The organism is Paraburkholderia sp. (assembly GCF_049581445.1).
GTDB lineage: Bacteria > Pseudomonadota > Gammaproteobacteria > Burkholderiales > Burkholderiaceae > Paraburkholderia.
Genome location: NZ_JBAURZ010000076.1, coordinates 28140 through 45424, shown reverse-complemented (window position 1 = coordinate 45424; position 17285 = coordinate 28140). Strand labels below are relative to the sequence as shown.

General features: G+C 58.7%; 16 protein-coding genes and 1 pseudogene. 4 read left to right on the top strand and 13 right to left on the bottom strand.

The window, feature by feature from the left end:
- Nucleotides 1-16: 16 nt before the first annotated feature.
- A complete protein-coding gene (locus WCA85_RS06105; RefSeq protein ID WP_424062270.1) occupies nt 17-922 on the top strand; it encodes a LysR substrate-binding domain-containing protein in 906 nt (301 codons plus the stop codon).
- A gap of 18 nt (nt 923-940) precedes the next feature.
- Here the strand turns inward: WCA85_RS06105 and WCA85_RS06100 are convergent, their stop codons facing one another.
- From WCA85_RS06100 to WCA85_RS06080, 5 genes are all read right to left on the bottom strand, one after another.
- Nucleotides 941-1915 (bottom strand): alpha/beta hydrolase family protein, encoded by a 975-nt coding sequence (locus WCA85_RS06100; RefSeq protein ID WP_424062269.1) that lies wholly within the window; start codon nt 1913-1915, stop codon nt 941-943.
- A gap of 283 nt (nt 1916-2198) precedes the next feature.
- Nucleotides 2199-2960 carry an SGNH/GDSL hydrolase family protein gene (locus WCA85_RS06095; RefSeq protein WP_424062268.1) on the bottom strand — a complete coding sequence of 254 codons (762 nt, stop codon included), beginning with the start codon at nt 2958-2960 and terminating at the stop codon, nt 2199-2201.
- 832 nt (nt 2961-3792) lie between these two features.
- Entirely contained in the window at nt 3793-4998 is a 1206-nt protein-coding gene (locus WCA85_RS06090; RefSeq protein WP_424062267.1) for an alpha-hydroxy-acid oxidizing protein, read from the bottom strand.
- 581 nt (nt 4999-5579) lie between these two features.
- Nucleotides 5580-6653, bottom strand: coding sequence for a hypothetical protein (locus WCA85_RS06085; RefSeq protein ID WP_424062266.1), 1074 nt, complete (start codon nt 6651-6653; stop codon nt 5580-5582).
- Nucleotides 6654-7141: 488 nt separating this feature from the next.
- Nucleotides 7142-7747: a TetR/AcrR family transcriptional regulator gene (locus tag WCA85_RS06080; RefSeq protein ID WP_424062265.1), complete on the bottom strand. Its 606-nt coding sequence runs from the start codon at nt 7745-7747 to the stop codon at nt 7142-7144.
- Nucleotides 7748-7877: 130 nt separating this feature from the next.
- On the opposite strand from WCA85_RS06080, the gene WCA85_RS06075 reads away from it, so the two are divergent.
- Complete coding sequence (locus WCA85_RS06075) at nt 7878-8801, top strand: NAD-dependent epimerase/dehydratase family protein (protein WP_424062264.1); 924 nt, start codon at nt 7878-7880, stop codon at nt 8799-8801.
- Entirely contained in the window at nt 8798-9148 is a 351-nt protein-coding gene (locus tag WCA85_RS06070) for a DoxX family protein (RefSeq protein WP_424062263.1), read from the top strand. The genes WCA85_RS06075 and WCA85_RS06070 overlap by 4 nt, the downstream gene beginning before the upstream one ends.
- Before the next feature lie 196 nt (nt 9149-9344).
- Here WCA85_RS06070 and WCA85_RS06065 read toward each other — a convergent pair.
- From WCA85_RS06065 to WCA85_RS06050, 4 genes and pseudogenes are all read right to left on the bottom strand, one after another.
- A pseudogene (locus WCA85_RS06065) lies at nt 9345-9842 on the bottom strand (LysR substrate-binding domain-containing protein); the annotation flags it as partial.
- Nucleotides 9843-10231: 389 nt separating this feature from the next.
- A complete protein-coding gene (locus tag WCA85_RS06060; RefSeq protein ID WP_424062262.1) occupies nt 10232-11437 on the bottom strand; it encodes an EAL and HDOD domain-containing protein in 1206 nt (401 codons plus the stop codon).
- 450 nt (nt 11438-11887) lie between these two features.
- Nucleotides 11888-12481, bottom strand: coding sequence for an NADPH-dependent F420 reductase (locus WCA85_RS06055; RefSeq protein ID WP_424062261.1), 594 nt, complete (start codon nt 12479-12481; stop codon nt 11888-11890).
- Nucleotides 12482-12504: 23 nt separating this feature from the next.
- Nucleotides 12505-13245, bottom strand: coding sequence for an SDR family NAD(P)-dependent oxidoreductase (locus tag WCA85_RS06050; RefSeq protein ID WP_424062260.1), 741 nt, complete (start codon nt 13243-13245; stop codon nt 12505-12507).
- Nucleotides 13246-13367: 122 nt separating this feature from the next.
- Between WCA85_RS06050 and WCA85_RS06045 the strand changes: the two genes are divergently transcribed.
- Nucleotides 13368-14258, top strand: a complete 891-nt coding sequence (locus WCA85_RS06045) for a LysR family transcriptional regulator (RefSeq protein WP_424062259.1) — start codon at nt 13368-13370, stop codon at nt 14256-14258.
- 11 nt (nt 14259-14269) lie between these two features.
- Here WCA85_RS06045 and WCA85_RS06040 read toward each other — a convergent pair whose 3' ends face one another.
- The 4 genes from WCA85_RS06040 to WCA85_RS06025 form a co-directional block, all read right to left on the bottom strand.
- Nucleotides 14270-14737, bottom strand: a complete 468-nt coding sequence (locus WCA85_RS06040; RefSeq protein WP_424062258.1) for a hypothetical protein — start codon at nt 14735-14737, stop codon at nt 14270-14272.
- An 83-nt stretch (nt 14738-14820) separates the two neighbouring features.
- Entirely contained in the window at nt 14821-15537 is a 717-nt protein-coding gene (locus WCA85_RS06035) for an SDR family oxidoreductase (RefSeq protein WP_424062257.1), read from the bottom strand.
- A 41-nt stretch (nt 15538-15578) separates the two neighbouring features.
- Nucleotides 15579-16460 (bottom strand): NAD(P)H-binding protein, encoded by an 882-nt coding sequence (locus WCA85_RS06030; protein ID WP_424062256.1) that lies wholly within the window; start codon nt 16458-16460, stop codon nt 15579-15581.
- Between the two features lie 162 nt (nt 16461-16622).
- Nucleotides 16623-17195 (bottom strand): TetR/AcrR family transcriptional regulator, encoded by a 573-nt coding sequence (locus tag WCA85_RS06025; RefSeq protein ID WP_424062255.1) that lies wholly within the window; start codon nt 17193-17195, stop codon nt 16623-16625.
- Between the last annotated feature and the right edge of the window lie 90 nt (nt 17196-17285).

The following is a 17285-nucleotide window of genomic DNA, read 5'->3' as shown; positions in this document are numbered from 1 at the left end:
ATTGTGAACAATGACCATGGAATTTAACGATCTCGCCGCCTTCGTCTCGGTGGCCCGCGCTGGCGGGTTTCGCGACGCCGCGCGTATCAGCGGCGTGTCGGCATCGAGCCTCAGCATTGCCGTACGCCGTCTTGAGTCGAAGCTGGGTCTGCGCCTGTTGAACCGGACTACGCGCAGCGTGGCGCCGACCGAAGCAGGTTTGCGTCTGATTGAAAAGATCACTCCCTTGTTCAGCGAAATGGAAGCGGCACTGGACGTGTTGAATGTGTTCCGCGACAAACCGACCGGAACGCTCAAACTCAACGTGCCGTCAAGCACCGCGCGGATCATTCTGCCTTCCCTGCTGGCGGCATTCATGAAGGCCTATCCGGACATTCGCGTCGAGGTGGTGGTTGAGGACGGGTTTGTCGATGTGCTTTCAATCGGTTGCGACGCGGGCATCCGCTACGACGAGCGACTCGAACAGGACATGATCGCGGTGCCGATCGGACCGCGTGTCCAGCGCTTCGCGACGGCGGCGGCGCCGGCGTATCTCGATGCGCATGGCAGACCCGAGCATCCGCGTGAGTTGTTGGGGCATGCGTGCTTGCGCGGCCAGTTTGCGGGTGGCGCGATGCCGACCTGGGATTTCGAGCGCGATGGTGAAGTGGTGCGACTGGATCCGGCAGGGCCGTTACTGGTCAGGCCGGGGGCGGCGATGGATCTGGCCATCAGCAGTGCGGTTGCCGGGCTGGGCGTGATCCACCTGTTCGAGGATATGCTGCGTCCGTATCTGGACAGCGGTGCCCTGGAACCGATTCTGCAGCCATGGTGGCCGGCGTTCTCCGGGCCGTTTCTCTACTATCCGGGGCGGCGGCATGTGCCGGCGCCGTTGCGGGCGTTTGTGGATTTTGTGCGCGGCGGTGGGGCTGACGAAGGTTGATGAAAGATGAGACGCTTTCTATCGCAGCGTTGCCTGGAAAAACTGCACCACATCGGCATTGAATTGTTCGTGGAACGCCGCGCGGTCGAAGCCCGGCAGGCTGTTGCAGATTTCCGGCACCTTGCGGGAGAGTTGCGCATCACAAGGCGGCAGGAAATCGTAATGGCCCGCGTTGGCGACCACGTGGTATTCAGGCTCTCGCGGCAAATTGGCGCGTACCGCCTGTTCATAGTAGGGATGTGGCTGATGGCGATCATCGGCTGCTCGCCAGAGTTGGATCGGCGCGCTCACGCTGCTTAGCCCTGCGCGGCCGAAGGTGAAGCCGAACGCGGGCGCGGCGATGACCGCGGCCTTGATGCGCGGATCGTGGACCCAGGCGCTGGCGGGAACATTGGAGCTGAAATGAAGATCGACCCCGGCATGTTTCAGGGTCGCGCACAGGTCATGCTCAGGATGGGCCTCGCAATACGGGGCGATCTCTGAAAGATCCGGGATTCCGCCTGCGGCCACGAGCACGGTGAAGCCACCGTTGGAAAAGCCGAACGCACCGACCCGGGTCGCATCCAGCCGCCCGTGCCAACGCCACTCGTCGAGCATGTAGTCCACCAGCCGGTGAAGCTGGGCGGGACGGCGCCACAGTTGCAAGACCCCGCTCTGGTCATCGAAGGTGTCGCCAGCATGGCTGACAGCCGCCACCACGAAGCCCGCGTGAGCAAGGGCAAGAGCGGTGTCGTAATGACCGCCGTACCACCCTCCTCCGCCATGCGACATCACCACCAGTGGCAGGCGATCGCCAGCGACCGGAGCGTCCGGTGCCACAGTCTGGGTGAAATTACCCAAGGAGTGCGGTGTCGCCGTCGTGTCACTCGGATACCAGATCCCGGCCGTTAGCGGCGGCTCCGTGCCATTCGCTATCTTGACCTCCTCGAAGCCGACATCGGCGGCAAGGGCAGGCGTGGCGACCAGAGCAAAAAGGATGGTGATAACGGCCATAAATCTCACGGCGGTCTCCTTTGTTATCGTCGCTCAGATCGAAGGTTTTATACGACGCAGTGACCGGGAGGCTGCCTGTGCAGGCGCGAAAGGTTGCGCGAGAACATACCGGTGCAATATTGATCTGAATGCCCAACAGGTTATCTCACCGGGCATAACAGCGGAAATCCCGCCAAACCTGGAGATCGCCCGCAAAGGTGCGCGTGGATTCTCGAGTCTGGTGGAAACGCTCACACAGCTGGAATTTTCCGTCACTTACCTATGGAGTCCGAAGGGTGGCGCTTCACGAAGCGCTCGCCACCATGGTCTTGGCAACCAACGGTTGCAGAGACCAGGCTTCACGTTGCCCCTTGATCGTATAAAGCGCCTGGTCAGGGTGGATACCGTCGGTCAGCATGCTTTGCCAATTGGTGAGTGAGAGAATGTAGTTGTACTGCTGGATAACCAGAACCTGCTCTTCATAGCCGACCTGGTCCACCATTGCCACGAACGATGGCAGTTGGGTGTAGTAAGTCAGGCTTGGAGGATTGGGTTCTTCAAGCACTGGAATTTTCCCTGCCTGCTTCACTACGGCGATCCAGGCAACCAGGTTATCGTGATACGTCTGAAGATCCACTTCAATCGAATCGTTCAAGCCATAATTTTCCATTACGATCTGCGATTGATCAGTAGCCAGGCGAGTGGCAAGAGGGGCAATGCCCGCCCATCCGCTAATGTCATCCCCGATTGTCTCGCCGACAACACCATTGTTCTCAACGGTGATCCCCTCCACCCCGAGCTTCCGGATTAACTGCTCTTGAGCCACCGCGGGCGCGGGCATATTGGCATATACATAAGCCCCATTCATCCACAGTGCCCCTTTCATGGTCGAGTCGCCTTCTGCATCAATCGTGACCGGGGTGGACGCTACTGGATCGGAAGCGGCACTCGAGGCCGCACTGGCCGAGCCAGCTTGTGCGCTCGTCGCTGGATTTGAGACCGGATCGGAAGACCCGCCACAGCCGGAAAGAGCCACGACTGCGAGAAACACCAATTCCCTGTTCATTTTGATCCTCATATATTGGTCGTAAATTGCTTGAAAAAACATCCCAAAATCGAAACGGGGCGAGTCCTCGTGGCAGCACTTCGGCGAAGTCGGCTCGCGCATCCGTCGTGAGTTCGATATTCGGTACTCGCGCACGCCGCCGACCACTCGCTATTCGACAGTGCCTTTATCAGTTGCCTGGAGGAATCGCTACATAACCCGCCGGATTTATCACGAAGTAATGATCCGGCACCGTATATAAAATAAATATGAATAGGACAACGTATTTATTGCATCGGAACCTCCGGTCGATTGAGAGAAATATAAAATTTTCCGATAGTGACGGCCGTCGGGAGTTTTTATATATGGGCCGATAACGTGTGCAAAAATGCTAATAGAATATGTTCAGCAGATTGCATAAGAACGCAAAACGATGTTATGTGCGGTACTTTGGCCGATCCGGCAGGATCGAAATTGACGCTCTTCTGATTTGCTGTGTTATTCCGATTCTTCTTTGTCTACCTGAATCGCTCTGTTAGCTAACGTTGTGTGAAAAACGTGCGACCATTGACAGGCAGATTGTTATTGACCAGAACGAACAAGGTCTGCGTTAAGTACACAAACCATATTGCAAGTCGGACTCATGGATTTGCGTTCGCGGGACCGCTCGACGAGCATTTGGAGAGTCGACCGGTCATTCGGTTCTGCGTTTAAATCGCGGCCCGTTAAGCGAGTGGCTGAGTGGTCGAATTCGGTAGGGGTGACCTCAATCGATCGTAAGGTCAGGTGGTCGCCGTAGTTCACGATCTACAGCAGCCATTCGACGACGGCAGCGAATGGCTGCTACTGAATGCTACGGGCGCGTACGGCGCACGCCGGCAGCTCGCAGTGCCGCGATGTCGGGAAATCCGTCGACCGCCATTAAAAGATCCGCCTCGGCCAGGATGGACCGGACGACGTGGACGACGCCTGGCGTGCCGCCTAGCGCCAGGCCGTAGGCATAGGGCCTGCCGATGCCAACCATGCTGGCTCCCATAGCAAGCGCCTTGACCACATCGGTCCCCGAACGGATGCCGGAGTCGAACCAGACCGGTACATCACGGCATGCGGCGACGAGCGCCGGAAGAAGGTCAATCGACGCAATCCCGCCATTGGCCTGGCGGCCGCCGTGATTGGAGCAGTAGACGGCGTCGACGCCGACATCAATGGCCCGCATCGCGTCGTCCGGATGCTGGATGCCCTTGACGATCAACGGCAAGCTGGTGATCGAGCGCAACCACCCCAGGTCTTCCACGGTCACGGTCTGCCCGAAGACAGATGCCCAGTACAGGACGGCGGCAGCGATGTCCTCCTCCGGGGGCGCCACGAGTTTGGCGCGGAAGTGCGGGTCTGCGAAGTAGTTCGCTAGAGCGACACCGCGCATCTGGGGAAAGTTGCTGCTGTTGAGATCCCGCGGACGCCAACCTGTGAGCCAGGTGTCCAGCGTCACGACGATGCCTTTGTAGCCGGCCGCCTCGGCCCGGCGGACGAAGCTCGCTGCAAGATCACGATCTTTGGGCATGTAGAGCTGAAAGAAGGCATCGCCGTCACCCAAAGCTTGCGCGACGGTTTCGAGCGGGTCACACATGAGCGTGGAGGCGATCATCGGCACGCCGGCCGCTGCTGCTGCCTTAGCCGTGGCGATATCGCCATGGCCGTCCTGGGCACAGACTCCGATCACTCCGATCGGGGACAACATCAGGGGGGATTTGTACCGCTTTCCGAAGACATCGACAGACAGGTCACGAGCACGCGTATCGACCAGCATTCGCGGCACGATGCCCCACTCCGCGAATGCTTCGACATTGCGGCGCTGAGTGGACTCGTCCCCGCAGGCACCTTGCACATAAGAGAGGACCGACGGTGAAAGGGCCGCGCTCCCTCGTTCTTCAAGAAGTTTGAAATCGACTGGAAGGCTCGGTGTAATACCCCGGAGGCCGTTCAAGTAGATTTCGTTCTGGTAATCACCGAATTGATCCATCGTTAATCCGTCCGTTTCGAAGAGATATGGGTCCAGCATGACGCAACTCGAAATGCCAGGGCCGGCTGGTTGCCTCGCCAGAGGCGTGGACCCATCATGCCTGGAGTTGCGCCCGGAAACTGTCAGAAAACCGACAGGTGGACACACAAATGGAACCCATGCCGCACCGTTATTGCCGACAACTCGAATCAACCGTGTGGTTCTGCGGTTTGCCGTCGAGTTTCAAGGCCATCTGATTTAAAAAGTCAACCTGCTCCAGTTGAACAAAGGGCAAGCGCTTTACGGGTGTGGCGACTCTTCTTAATGCTTGTACGTGCTGCTCAACGGCGCTCTAGCGCTGGGGACGGTCGGCGTCGTCTGCCTGGGTATACTAACGATTAGCCGGAATGCGTTCAGTCGCCGGGCTCAAGTCGAATAGCCGGTCATTGAGCGCAGCCGACATCGTTATCCTAACGTAGGACGACGCGACCGCACGGTTTCCGCTGATGTCGCGGCAAGGCTCAAAGAGCGAGCGAGATCGATATGCGAAGCTGGGCCTATCACGACGGTAATACGAAACGTCTAATTCCCAACGGGAATCAGAACATTTCGTAGTCGAGACAGCATGCTAGAAGCCGCGATCAGTCATTCGGGAAGGTGATCTTGAAGATCTGCGCTCCAATACCTCGCGTACCGGCATAAAGATTGCCGCTGGCGTCGGTGACCAGTGAGGTAATAAAGTCCGTCGTGTTCGTGAACGGATACGATACGACGCTGCCATCGCTGGCAACACGGTAGATCACCTGAACGCCCGCCGCGTAGATGTTTCCCGACTTGTCGACGGCAATCGTGCCTGCCGTTTGCAACTGGCTGGCGACAGTTGTGACTGTGCCGTCCGGTGCGATTTCCCGAACCGTGTCCAGACTTCTCACATAAAGGTTGTCGTTGCTGTCGATTGCAAGGTCGGGCGTCGCAGAGAGCGTGAATGTGGCAGCAGTACCTACCCCGTCCTGATTACCACTGGTGCCGCTGCCGGCAAAAACCGCCCAGGTGTTGCTGCCGACGTTAAACTTCACGATACGGTTGTTCACTTCATCCGCTAGAAACAGCGCCCCTTTGCTGTCCATAACGAGGCCACCGAAGCCGACTGACGAACTGGTGCCCGAGGTTTCCCAGTTCGCGAATAATTGCTGGTAAGTGCCCGATGCCGAGAATTCTTGCAGCGACGCTCCCAATGTCAGTGGCGAGCTTGCAATAAGCTGAACGTCTCCCGATCCGTAAACGTTGCCAGAGGGGTCGATTGCAACGCCGTCCCAAGAACCTTGAGTCGTCAATGTGGTGACCACGCCTGACTGCGTGACCTCCCGAAGGTGGCCTCGATCGGACAGGATAATGTTTCCAGACGAATCCATCGCAAGATGGCCGCCGCCCCAGAAAATGGCGGCTGCTCCCGTCCCGTCGACAGGCTGAAGGTTTGTGGTAGCCGAACCTGCGAGGCTGGTAACCGTCAACGGGGACGTCGAGAGACTACTACCGGATGCCTGCCCGGTGGTGACAACATTGTTGGCCGGGCCTGTTGCACTGGCGGGTACGGTGACGACTGCGCCCGCCTGTGTAATGACGGTATCTGATGACCCATTAATCGTTACGATCGTGCCGTTCGGCGCAGTAACGGTAGTCCCAGCAGGCACCTTCACGGAAGTGTTCGCCGCCATGGTCATGCTGGAACCGGCCCCCAGGGTAACAGGCGACGTCGTGGCTCCGGTCGAACCCGAACTGCCGGACCCACCTCCGCAAGCACTTAAAAATACGGTGCACCACACGACAACAGCCGCGCGTAGAAAAGTCCGCATTGTGTTCCCCTTTTTTTAATAATTCTGGGCTCGTTGATGAGCCGTGTCGTCATCGGCCGCTACAGCCTCTGGTTTTCTGATGCGCAAAGCGCGAGCTTAACAATCCGCCGAGCGCCGCCATTCTGGATAATTACCACACACACAACAAGTTTCTATTTATTACGGCTTGTGAAAATGGCCATCCATCCCAGTGCGGCCACAAAACGATATTCACAATTTTGAAAACACGCCTGGGTCGCGCGGAAACCGGTGCGCGACTGCGTTCGGAATTGGAAGCGCGGTGCCTTGCCACCCGCGCTACACGCTGTTGCGCTCCGCATGCAGTGGCCCGAAATCTTACGTGGCGCTCCTTAGCGAAGTGCAACCGCTACCGCCTCGTCAATCTGCAGCGCAAAACGCGCTTCGACATCGGGCACCGTGTAGCCGATTGACAGTTCCAGATACGCGTCGCCTAACACCAACTGAACGAATGTCGCAGCCCGCAATGCAGCAGTCGATTCGTCAAATCGATTTCGCAGAATTTTTGCGGCGAAGGCACGCACGACCTTTGCACCATTTTCGTAAAACACCTGGCCGAGTTGCGGAAGACGCTCGGCCTCAGCAACGATAGCCCGGTAAAGCCGCAGATAATCCGGCTCGATAAGGATTTGTGCCAACACCCCTCCCAACTCGCGCAACTCGATTTCCGGTGATCCATCGGATTGCTCGTCCTGAGTGCTGGCAAGAAGTCCACCCACCTGAGCGCACATCGAACTCACCAGACCAACGAAGAGCGCCTCCTTCGACTTGAAGTGGCGGTAGACCGTCTGTTTGCCGACGCCAGCGGCCGCGGCGACATCGTCCATCGTCGCCAGGCCGAAACCCTGGCTTAAAAAAACGGTTTTCGCGCCGTCGAGGATGGCGGACCGCTTACGGCGTTGCAGCGGGCTCAGGTCGGGGAGGGAGGACGTGTTCATGGCAGATAAATAACAGATCGTCGAGTAGTTGACAAGACTGGTCAGTCTCGTTTAGATTTGTCGAAACGAGACCGATAAGTCTCGTTCGTGTGATTTATCAACTTCGCAGGCAATCATCGAGGAGTACGCCATGGAACTGTTCATCACAGGTGGTACGGGCTACATCGGGCAAGCGGTCGCGCGCAAGGCAATCAGCCTCGGCCATCTGGTGACGGCGCTGGTGCGCGACGACAGGTCGGCGGCCGCGAGCGCGCTGGCACGGCTCGGCGTGAAACTGCATCGCGGCGACTTGCGTGAGCCACAGTCTTTCGCTGCAACTGCCGGTGCCGCTGATGGCGTGGTGCACATGGCGTCGACCAACGATGCTTCTGCCGCTGCTGCTGACAAGGCCGCGGCTGAGGCGATGCTTTCGCATTTGCATCCGGGCGCGGCGTTTGTCTATACGTCGGGCACCTGGGTCTACGGCAATACGGAGGGCGAGTCCGCGACTGAAGCATCGGCGCTGAACCCCACCCCGCTCGTCGCCTGGCGGCCCGCAGTGGAGCAACACGTGCAGGCGCTGGCAGCACGCCGCTCGATTGCCGCGGTAATCCTCAGGCCGGCGATGGTGCACGGGTACGGTGGCGGCATCTTCGGCATGCTTGCCGGCATGGTCCGTCAGACCGGCAGTGTGAGAGTCGTGGGCGATGGTCGCAACTACTGGCCTGCCGTGCACGTCGATGATCTCGCCACGGCATATCTGAGCGCGGTGGAGCGAGCGGGAAGCGGGGACGGTCGAGTCACGGGACAGATCTTCAACGTGGTCGCGGAAGATGCCGTTGCCGTTGCCGAAATGGGCGAAGCGATTCGGGCCTCGGTCGGCGCCGACCGCGTCGAATTATGGCCGCTCGACGATGCTCGCAAATCGCTTGGGCCATTTGCTGACGCACTCGCGCTCGACCAGACGGTAAGCGGCCAGCATGCCCGGCGAGTTCTCGCGTGGGAACCCCACGGCCCCGGTCTGATTGCGGACCTCTCAGTACAGACACACTTTCAGCAAAGCAACGGAGCATGACGATGGCGCTAAACACTGCATCTTTCGAATCGATTCTCGCGATGATCGTAGCGGTTCTGTTCGTGGTTGCTGGGCTGGTCAATCTCGCAGGACGCGGCGCGGTGAAGCGCGACTTCGCACGCTGGGGCTACCCGGCATGGTTTCGCTTCCTCTGTGGCGCTCTCGAACTGTTCAGCGCAGCACTTCTTCCTGGACAACAAACCAGAGTCTTAGGCCTAACGTTGGCGGGTGCGATCATGATTGGCGCGCTCTTCACATTGCTACGAAATCGGGAGCCGTTCCGGCATCTCGCCCCGGCGCTGATCTTCTCGGCTCTTATTGTGGTTACTGCGGCGGTCCGGGGTTGAGGCTTCCTCGGCACCATGCGAGTGAGTCCCAGACATTCAGATGTCGATTTGCCCGTGGGCCAAATTGGTCCCAGTGGATGCTCAGATGGACTTCCGTGGACCGAGCCTTCCCATTGCGGCGGCCGGTTGCCAGTTCGGATGGAAGCAGTTCGGGGAATCTCAGGCGCCGGCTAGCCGACAGGTCAAACGCAGACTATCAGCCTCTTTTTCGCGACCCGGCGCCCTTCGCGTCAGCTTGTACCCGGACTTTGCCATCGCCTGCCGTGCGGCTCTTCACATGATCGATGAACGCGCGCAACTTCGGCATGATCTGCTGGTGGCCTGGATAGCAGAGAAACATCCCCGGTCTCACCGGCGCGTAGGCCTCCAGCACCTGTACCAGTTTTCCCGATCTCAACCCAGCAGCGGCCAGCGGCTCAGGCAACTGGGCAACGCCCAGGCCTTCTATCGCCGCGCCAAGCGTGGTGGGAAAGCCACTGGCAATGAGGGGGCCGGATACGGCGATCTCGATCGTCTGGTCGTTGTCGTTGAATGACCATAGCGCGAGCGCGCCGTTGGATCGCCGCCATCGCAAGCATGCATGTTGGCGCAGGTCGTTCGGGTGAGTGGGCCGGCTGTGCTCCGCGAAGTAGGCAGGGCTGCCGACGACGATGAGACGACATGGTGGCGTCATTGGCACCACGAAGATATTGGCGATTGGCACCTTTGCGCCGGGCACGGACATGCAACTTGTCCAACACATTCTTCCGGCCGAAGTTCGCGAGACGGCGCAGCTCTACCTCGAGGGCAAGATTGACCAGTGGTATTCACTGCAAGACCGGGCTGGAGTGGCGTTCATCCTGAACGTTACGGATGTCAGTCAAGCGCATGAAATGCTTGAGGCACTTCCCTTGGGAAAAGCGCACTTAATGACATTCTCGCTCCTCCCAATGGGCCCACTGAAGCCGTTGAGTAAGCTCTTGAACCCGCCTCCCCCGCAGTAGAAAGCGCCAGCGCGTACCGGGCTGCGGGGCCGCCGGTTTTCCTGGACAGGCAAACGATGAAACAAACGCAAAACTTGCCGCGGCTACTCGACTCGTATCGTCAGGCTTGCCAGAACAGCGGAACCAGTTGCGTATTGACTTCCGCGCCAAAAATCTCGTACTCGGGCCGTACGCCCAACGCTTCACCTTGCTCCAGTTTTTCGGCAATCGAAAGAAGGATCCCCAGAGGTCCGGTGTAATTCATAATGCCCTGTCGAATATCTTCACTGAGCGGTAGTGAGGATACCAACATATCAATTGGAAGTCCGTTCGGTATGTGCGCGAGCGATAGCAGTCCGGTTAGATAGGCTGCCTGGCAAAATTCCATGTCCATACCCTGCGCCTTTCCCACGCGCTCCATAAAGGCGGCTCGTCGGTGGACCAGCTGGATGAGAGGATCGATCGCTTCAGGGCTGGCGCTGCCGTTTCCATACAGCAGAATGCAGCACCAGCGCACGAGTTGCCGGGTTCCTACGCGCGAAACGGCCTGACCGATCGACGTGATCGGCTGGATGGACGAGCGATTGAGTCCGCTGCTGTTAGCAAGGCGCAGTATCTGCAGGACCAGCGATGGCGCCGATTTCAAGCTGCGTTCAAGTTGATCAGTGGGGGCTTCATTGATAAGCAGGTTAAGCACCTGAAACACCGCCGCAAATGCAGAAGGCATTTTTTTTGTAGAGATCAGTTGCGGCTTGGCGAAGAAATACCCCTGAAACAAGTCGCATCCGAGCTTTAGCGCTGCTTCGTGCTCGGTTCGCTCTTCCACCTTTTCCGCGAGCACCAGTTTGCCTTGCCGTTTAAAGTACGAAACAAGCCCAGCGAGCTCTTCTTCGGGAATGAAGGGCCAGTCGAGTTTCACGATATCGACGTAAGGCAGAAAATCGGTCAGCGCTGGTGTGATGGAGCGAACGTCGTCAAGCGCGATCCGAAATCCGGCATGCCTGAGTTCGGCGCATCGCATTCCCAGTTCGGCGGTCAATTCTGTATCTTCCAGAACTTCGAGGATGAACCGCTCCGGTGGAAGCATCGCCAGAAAATCAGAGTTCAGAAACTCGCCCGTACAATTGATGGAACCATCGGCCTCCGCCAGGACCGCATCAACTCCCAGGTCGCCAAAGGTGCGTTCGATCACTGCGGCCGTGCGTGCGAATCCGTCGACGATGTTGGAATTGCTGGGTGCGGAGTCCCGAAACAGAAGTTCCTGGGCAACTACAGCGCCGGCTCGGTCAACAATCGGTTGGCGAGCCAAAAATACGGAGTCTGTCATCTCAAACGCGTTAGAAATTATGGAAAATCGCCGTCAGAGTGCTGCTTTCTTGTCGCCCCGGTCCCGGCCGCCATGGCTGCGTCGAAAGACTGCCGCTGCGGCCGCATCTACATCTCGGCCTCCAGCATTCCCGCCGCCGCCAGGTCTTGCGCGAGGCAGGCATGCGATCTCCTCGTTACAGTGTGAGTGAGGGGAGTTCCAGAGGCGGCCAGCCTCGGAACATCCCCGCCGGGTCGACAGACTTGTTAACGGAAGCGTAGGGGAGGACTTGAGGGTACGGCGATCGTGCGCAAACGTTTTCTAACAACCAAATTTAACTATCGATGAGATGTGTAAGATAGCTGCAAAGCCAGCTGCATAGGGTTTGCGTTCTTCCTGGCGCGCCCGTGACGATGGCTATACCCCGTCCAGTATGCCCATGTCGATGTCTTCATCCCGCTCGAACTTCGCTTAATCGAACTTGGCCAGGTCCTGAAAAACAAGTTGGGCCCACGTGTTGCCCCGTGCCTGGATGAGCAGACCGCCCTCGCCGGTCTTCCCCAGTTCGATCGGGGCGAAGCCGAGCCGGTCAACGAGCGTGGACACTGAGGCGCTAGCTGCGTTGTCGTCACTGGAGATGAACACGACTCGCCGGCCCCCTTGGGGCGTCCTCGCCCCTTGCGCCAGCACCCCCGCTGGCAGATGGTTGAAGGCCTTCACCACCTTTGCCCCCGGGAACGATTTCGCAAGGGCCGCGGTCGACGGCAGCCCACCCAGTTCCTCCGGGGGAATGCCGAACGCGTTGGTGGCGTCGATCACAATCTTCCCCTGCCAGCTTTCGGCAGCCCGCCCGATATCCCGATGCGTGGCATAGGGGACGGCCAGGATGACGACGTCGGCCTTGACCGCGTCCTCTAGCCGCTGGGGGACCAGCGACGCGCCGATCTGCGCCGCCGCCGCATCCAGCGGTCGTCTGCCTGCCACAACTACTTCGATATCCTGAACAGCGAACGCCTGAGCGATGGCCGTGCCGATCTTGCCAAGTCCGATGATTGCGTAGCTCATTGAAATCTCCTTTGTGTAGGGTCTCAGACCTGGCCGATGCCACCATCGGTCATCAGATCCGCACCGGTCATGTAGGAACTCTGGTCGGACGCGAGGAAGAGCGCCGCGTTGGCAATCTCCTCCGCGCGGCCGAGTCGACCGAGAGGGACCATGCTCTGGTACATGTTCACAAGATCCTCTCGTGTCTCCGACTGGGAGTCGAGAATCGGGGTATCGGTTACGCCAGGGCTGAGCATGTTGACGCGAATGCCGCGATCCTTGAATTCCGCAGCCCAGGTGCGAGCATAGGAACGCAACGCCGCCTTGGTCGCCGCGTAGGCGGTGTGGCCAGGAATGCCCATGCCGTGCATGGCCGACGAGACCAGAACGATCGATCCGCCTGCTGTCATCATCGGCAGCAACTTTTGCACAAGGAAGACGGGGCCGCGGGCCATGAGGTTGAATGCCTTGTCGAAATGCTCAGGCGTGAGGGTGTCGATCGAAGCCTGCTCCGTGAAGCCCGCGTTCGACACGATGATGTCGACGACGCCCTTCTCTTCCCTAACTGCAGCAGCGACCCGGTCAAGGTCATCGAGGTTCGCGGCGTCAGCCTGAATAGCGGTGACGTTGCGTCCGATCAGTCTGGTGGCCTCGTCGAGCTGTGCCTGCCGACGGCCGAAGATAAAGACGTGAGCGCCTTCGGCGACAAAGCGCTGGGCGACCGCTAAACCGATCCCGGTCGTGCCGCCGCTAATGACGGCAATCTTGCCTGCGAGAGTGGACATTGAGACCTCCTGTCTGTTCGTGAATGACAGAAACATCGTAATTGCCAGCGCCAGCAATGATAATCAGTGGATTTTTCATAAGATTTATGCTTAAAAGGAATCGGTCACGCAAGGGGAATGCAATGGATCGGTTTCACGAATTGAACGCCTTCATCGCCGTCGTCGAAGCCGGCGGTTTTTCCGCCGCCGCGCGTAGAACCGGCGAGTCGCAATCCGTCGTCAGTAAGGCTGTCGGCGCGCTGGAAAAGCGCCTCGGCGTGATGCTCTTCAACCGGAGCACGCGCAGTGTGACCCTGACGGACCAGGGGCAGAGATACTACGAGCGGACAAAACCGCTGGTGGACGAGATGGATGAAGCCGACAGCGAACTGACCAGCAGTACGCTTGATGTCTCGGGTTCAATCAGGATCGCCGTGGCCTCTACTTTCGGCCGCCTTCACATCCTTCCGCTGATACCCGATCTGTTGGCACTCAATCCCGGCCTTCAGGTAGATCTGGTTCTTTCGGACTTCGTGCGAGATATGGTGGACGATCGGATTGATCTGGCGATCCGGGTAGGCCCCGTCGACGATCCTGACGCCGTCGTCAGGCGCGTGGCTAGCACCCCGCTCGTATGCGTCGGATCCCGTCGGTACTTCGAACAACGAGGGATACCGAAGACCCCCGCTGAGCTCGTCGATCACAATTGCCTTTTATATGGCGGCCTGGTGGAGTCGGCGAACTGGCCGTTCGTAGGACCGGAAGGCCGATTCAGCGTGTCCGTTCGCGGAAATCTTTCGTCCAACAGTGTCGAAACGATCCGCGCGGGTGTTCTGGCCGGCGTTGGTATTGGCCTGTTTGCCAAGGTCTCGCTTGCCGATGAACTCCGGCATCCGGACGTGATCACGGTTCTCGACGAATTTATAAGCGACGTCAGAGACGTGAGCCTCGTCTGGCCAAAACGTCGGTTTGTACCGGCGCGCGTGCGCCGCGCGACCGACTTTTTCGCCATGGCGATTCCACAGCGTGTTTAGGGCGGCGCGAATCAAAGGAAAATATCTTTCCCCATATCTTGTTCCAGCAGCGAACCTAATCGTGCGGCCAGTGACAGCGCGGAATCGATTGGACTAAACGTGACGCTAACACGCGGCACGCTGCCATCCGCGTTGCGCTCGATGACAGCGACTCCTTGTATCGTCTTGCCGTTGCCGAACTCAGCTTCGTATTGAAGCAAGCTTCGGTTGTCGCAATGCCCATAGAAAAGCGCGGTTTGCGATACGTAGATTGACCCCACTGCGTCGACTAGCCGTTTTACGTTTTCGCGCCCTGACACTGGGCGGCGCGTAAGCGTACTCGTGATTACAGCATCGGCAGTGAGGTCGTCAAGGAACGGGTGGCGATCGCCGTTGGCTGACATGGTTGCTCTCCAGGTTGAACGACAGTATAAAGTTCGCTCCATTACCCGCCAGACAAACCGTGTTGGTCCGGCGAGCGAAGCGTCGTGCAGAATCATGCTGTGCGCGTCCGCGAGAGGCGCAGTTCGGGCCGGCTTCAGTTACGCCGCTCGTCAGTTCGCGGACTGCGCCTCATACATTTCTATGCCTCAAGGACCTCGGGAGCGATGTAGCCCGAAACGGTGGCCGAGAGGCTCTGCTTTAACGCGCGACTGCCGGCGTCGGCCAGAACTTCACTTTCGCCGGCCTCGAGAGCGTCGTAGGTTTGACGAACGACATCTACCGGACTCGCTTTCGGAACATCAAAACCTTTGGTGAGGTCGGTATCCACGAAGCCGACATGGAGGCCGACAACCGAGATATTCCGCGTCTTGAGATGCAGGCGGATGTTGTTGGTATAGCTCCAGGCCGCCGCTTTCGATGCCGAATAGGGCGTCAGTATGGGTACCGTTCTCCACGTGACGTCGGAGAGGACATTAATCACGGCCCCGTTGCCTTCGCTGGGAAGCGACGCCTGGAACGCGCTCGTCGTCCGCATCACGCCGTAATAGTTGGTCTCGAAGATACGTCGCGCCTGTTCTTCTACATTTTCCGCGAATGGCGACTCGCTAACTTCCGCAATCCCGGCATTGTTGACCAGCAGCGTCACATCGGACGCAATCTTTGCGGCCGCCAGGACCGAGTCGGGATCCGTAACGTCGAGCTTGACCGGGATGATGCCCGGTTCATTGAAGCCTTCCGGGTTACGGACACCCGCATAGACTTTTGCGGCCCCGCGGATGAGCGCTTCACGCGCAAAGGTCAGGCCGAGCCCGCGACTTGCTCCCGTCACGAACACAATGGAATTCTTGATCTTCATTTTAAATCTCCTTAATTTGCACTACACAATGTTTGTTCGGGTCAGGCCTGGAAAAGCTGGCGGTTTGCGCGTACAAATTCCTCGACCGTTTGCGGCGCCTTGCCGGTGACCTTCTCGATGATGCTGTCGGTCCCCTGGAAGACACCGTTCTGGTAATCGATAGCGACTTCAATGAAATGCTGAATCGTGAACTCCGGGATGCGGTACTTGCGCAGGTGCTCGCGATATTCCTCAAGCGTTACCGGGCTATAAACGATCTTCCGGTCGATGACCTTGCCGATTGCGTCCGCGATTCCTTGATGGTCGAGTTCAACCGGGCCGCAGAGTTCATAAGTCTTGCCGATGTGGCTGGCCGGCTGCATGAGAACCTTGGCGATGAAGCGCGCCTGGTCTTCAGCGGCGATCGGCGCATGGCGTCCCGTGCCATAAGGGAGGGTGATCTTGCCCTCCTTGACGATCGTATCGAGCACCCATGGAAAAATCAGCCATTCGGAGAAAAACGTCGGACGGATGTGCACGGTGGGCACGCCCGACCAGTCGAGAATGCGTTCGGCGATCCAGTGATCGCGCGCAGCGTTGCTCTTTGAATCTTCGCGGGCGGAAATCTGCGACATTTCCACGACCACTTCGAGGCCCGCGCGGCGCGCGGCGTCCGCAAAGTATGCGGTTCCCTGGATGAACCCGGGACTCACCGGATAGCAGAGATATGCTGCAGACGTGCCTGAGGCTGCACGAATCAGGTCGTCGTGGTTGAGAAGATTGCCCACCACGACTTCCGCGCCGGCGGCACGAAGCGCGGCGCTACGTTCGTCTTCCTTGCGCACCATGGCGCGCACGGCATGCCCGGCTTCAAGAAGGTAGTTGACCGTATGGACGCCGGTCTTGCCAGTAGCGCCGGTGATCAGGAATTTACGTTGTTGCACAATGAATCCTCCAATTCGTAAATGACAGCACTCGTACCAAGTGCAGGAATCCGCTCCCCCGTATCTGATATTGCTGTGCTCAGGAACTCACCTCGACACCCTATCTATGCATATACACATTTTCACTGAAATCGCTCGGCGATCCTTGACGGCCCGGATCGTCTAGATTGCTTCTACGTGTTGCTTGACGTCTTCCAGCAGCGACGCGGATGCATCTGGGTCCGCAATGATTCGCGACATGGTGAGAGCACCGATCATGGCCGCGAGCGCGAACACAGCGCGCGAACGGTCCGCCGTTTCCTCCGGATTTCCCATGCGCTTTGCCAGCATGTCGACAAGCTCGTCGTACCCGCGGGTCGCGGCCGCACGCGTAATTTCGTCCGCACGCGCTAACTCGCTACCCATGCTGGCAAGCGGACAACCACCCTCCGGCGTGTCCCGGTGGGCCGTCGACATGTAAGCGTCGACGACGGCTTTGAATCCGTCCGCTCCGTTGCATCCGTCAGCCGCGGCTTCCAGCGCAACGACAATGCCGCTAAGCCCCGCCTCACACGCTTCGGCGACCAGTTGGTCCTTCGAGTCGAAATGGCGATAAAAGCCGCCATGCGACAGTCCGGCGGAGGCCATCAGGTCGGCAAGCCCCGTCGCATGGATGCCTTTGGCCCTGAACTCCCCGGCTGCGACTTCCACGATGCGCCTGCGTGTCTCGGCGGTTTCGACCCTGGATTTCCTCATGATTCGTACTGCTCCGTGATTCGATGTTTTAGATGGTATGCATCATCTAATAGGAAGTCAAGGAGCATGCAAAATATTTGGTTTCCACCG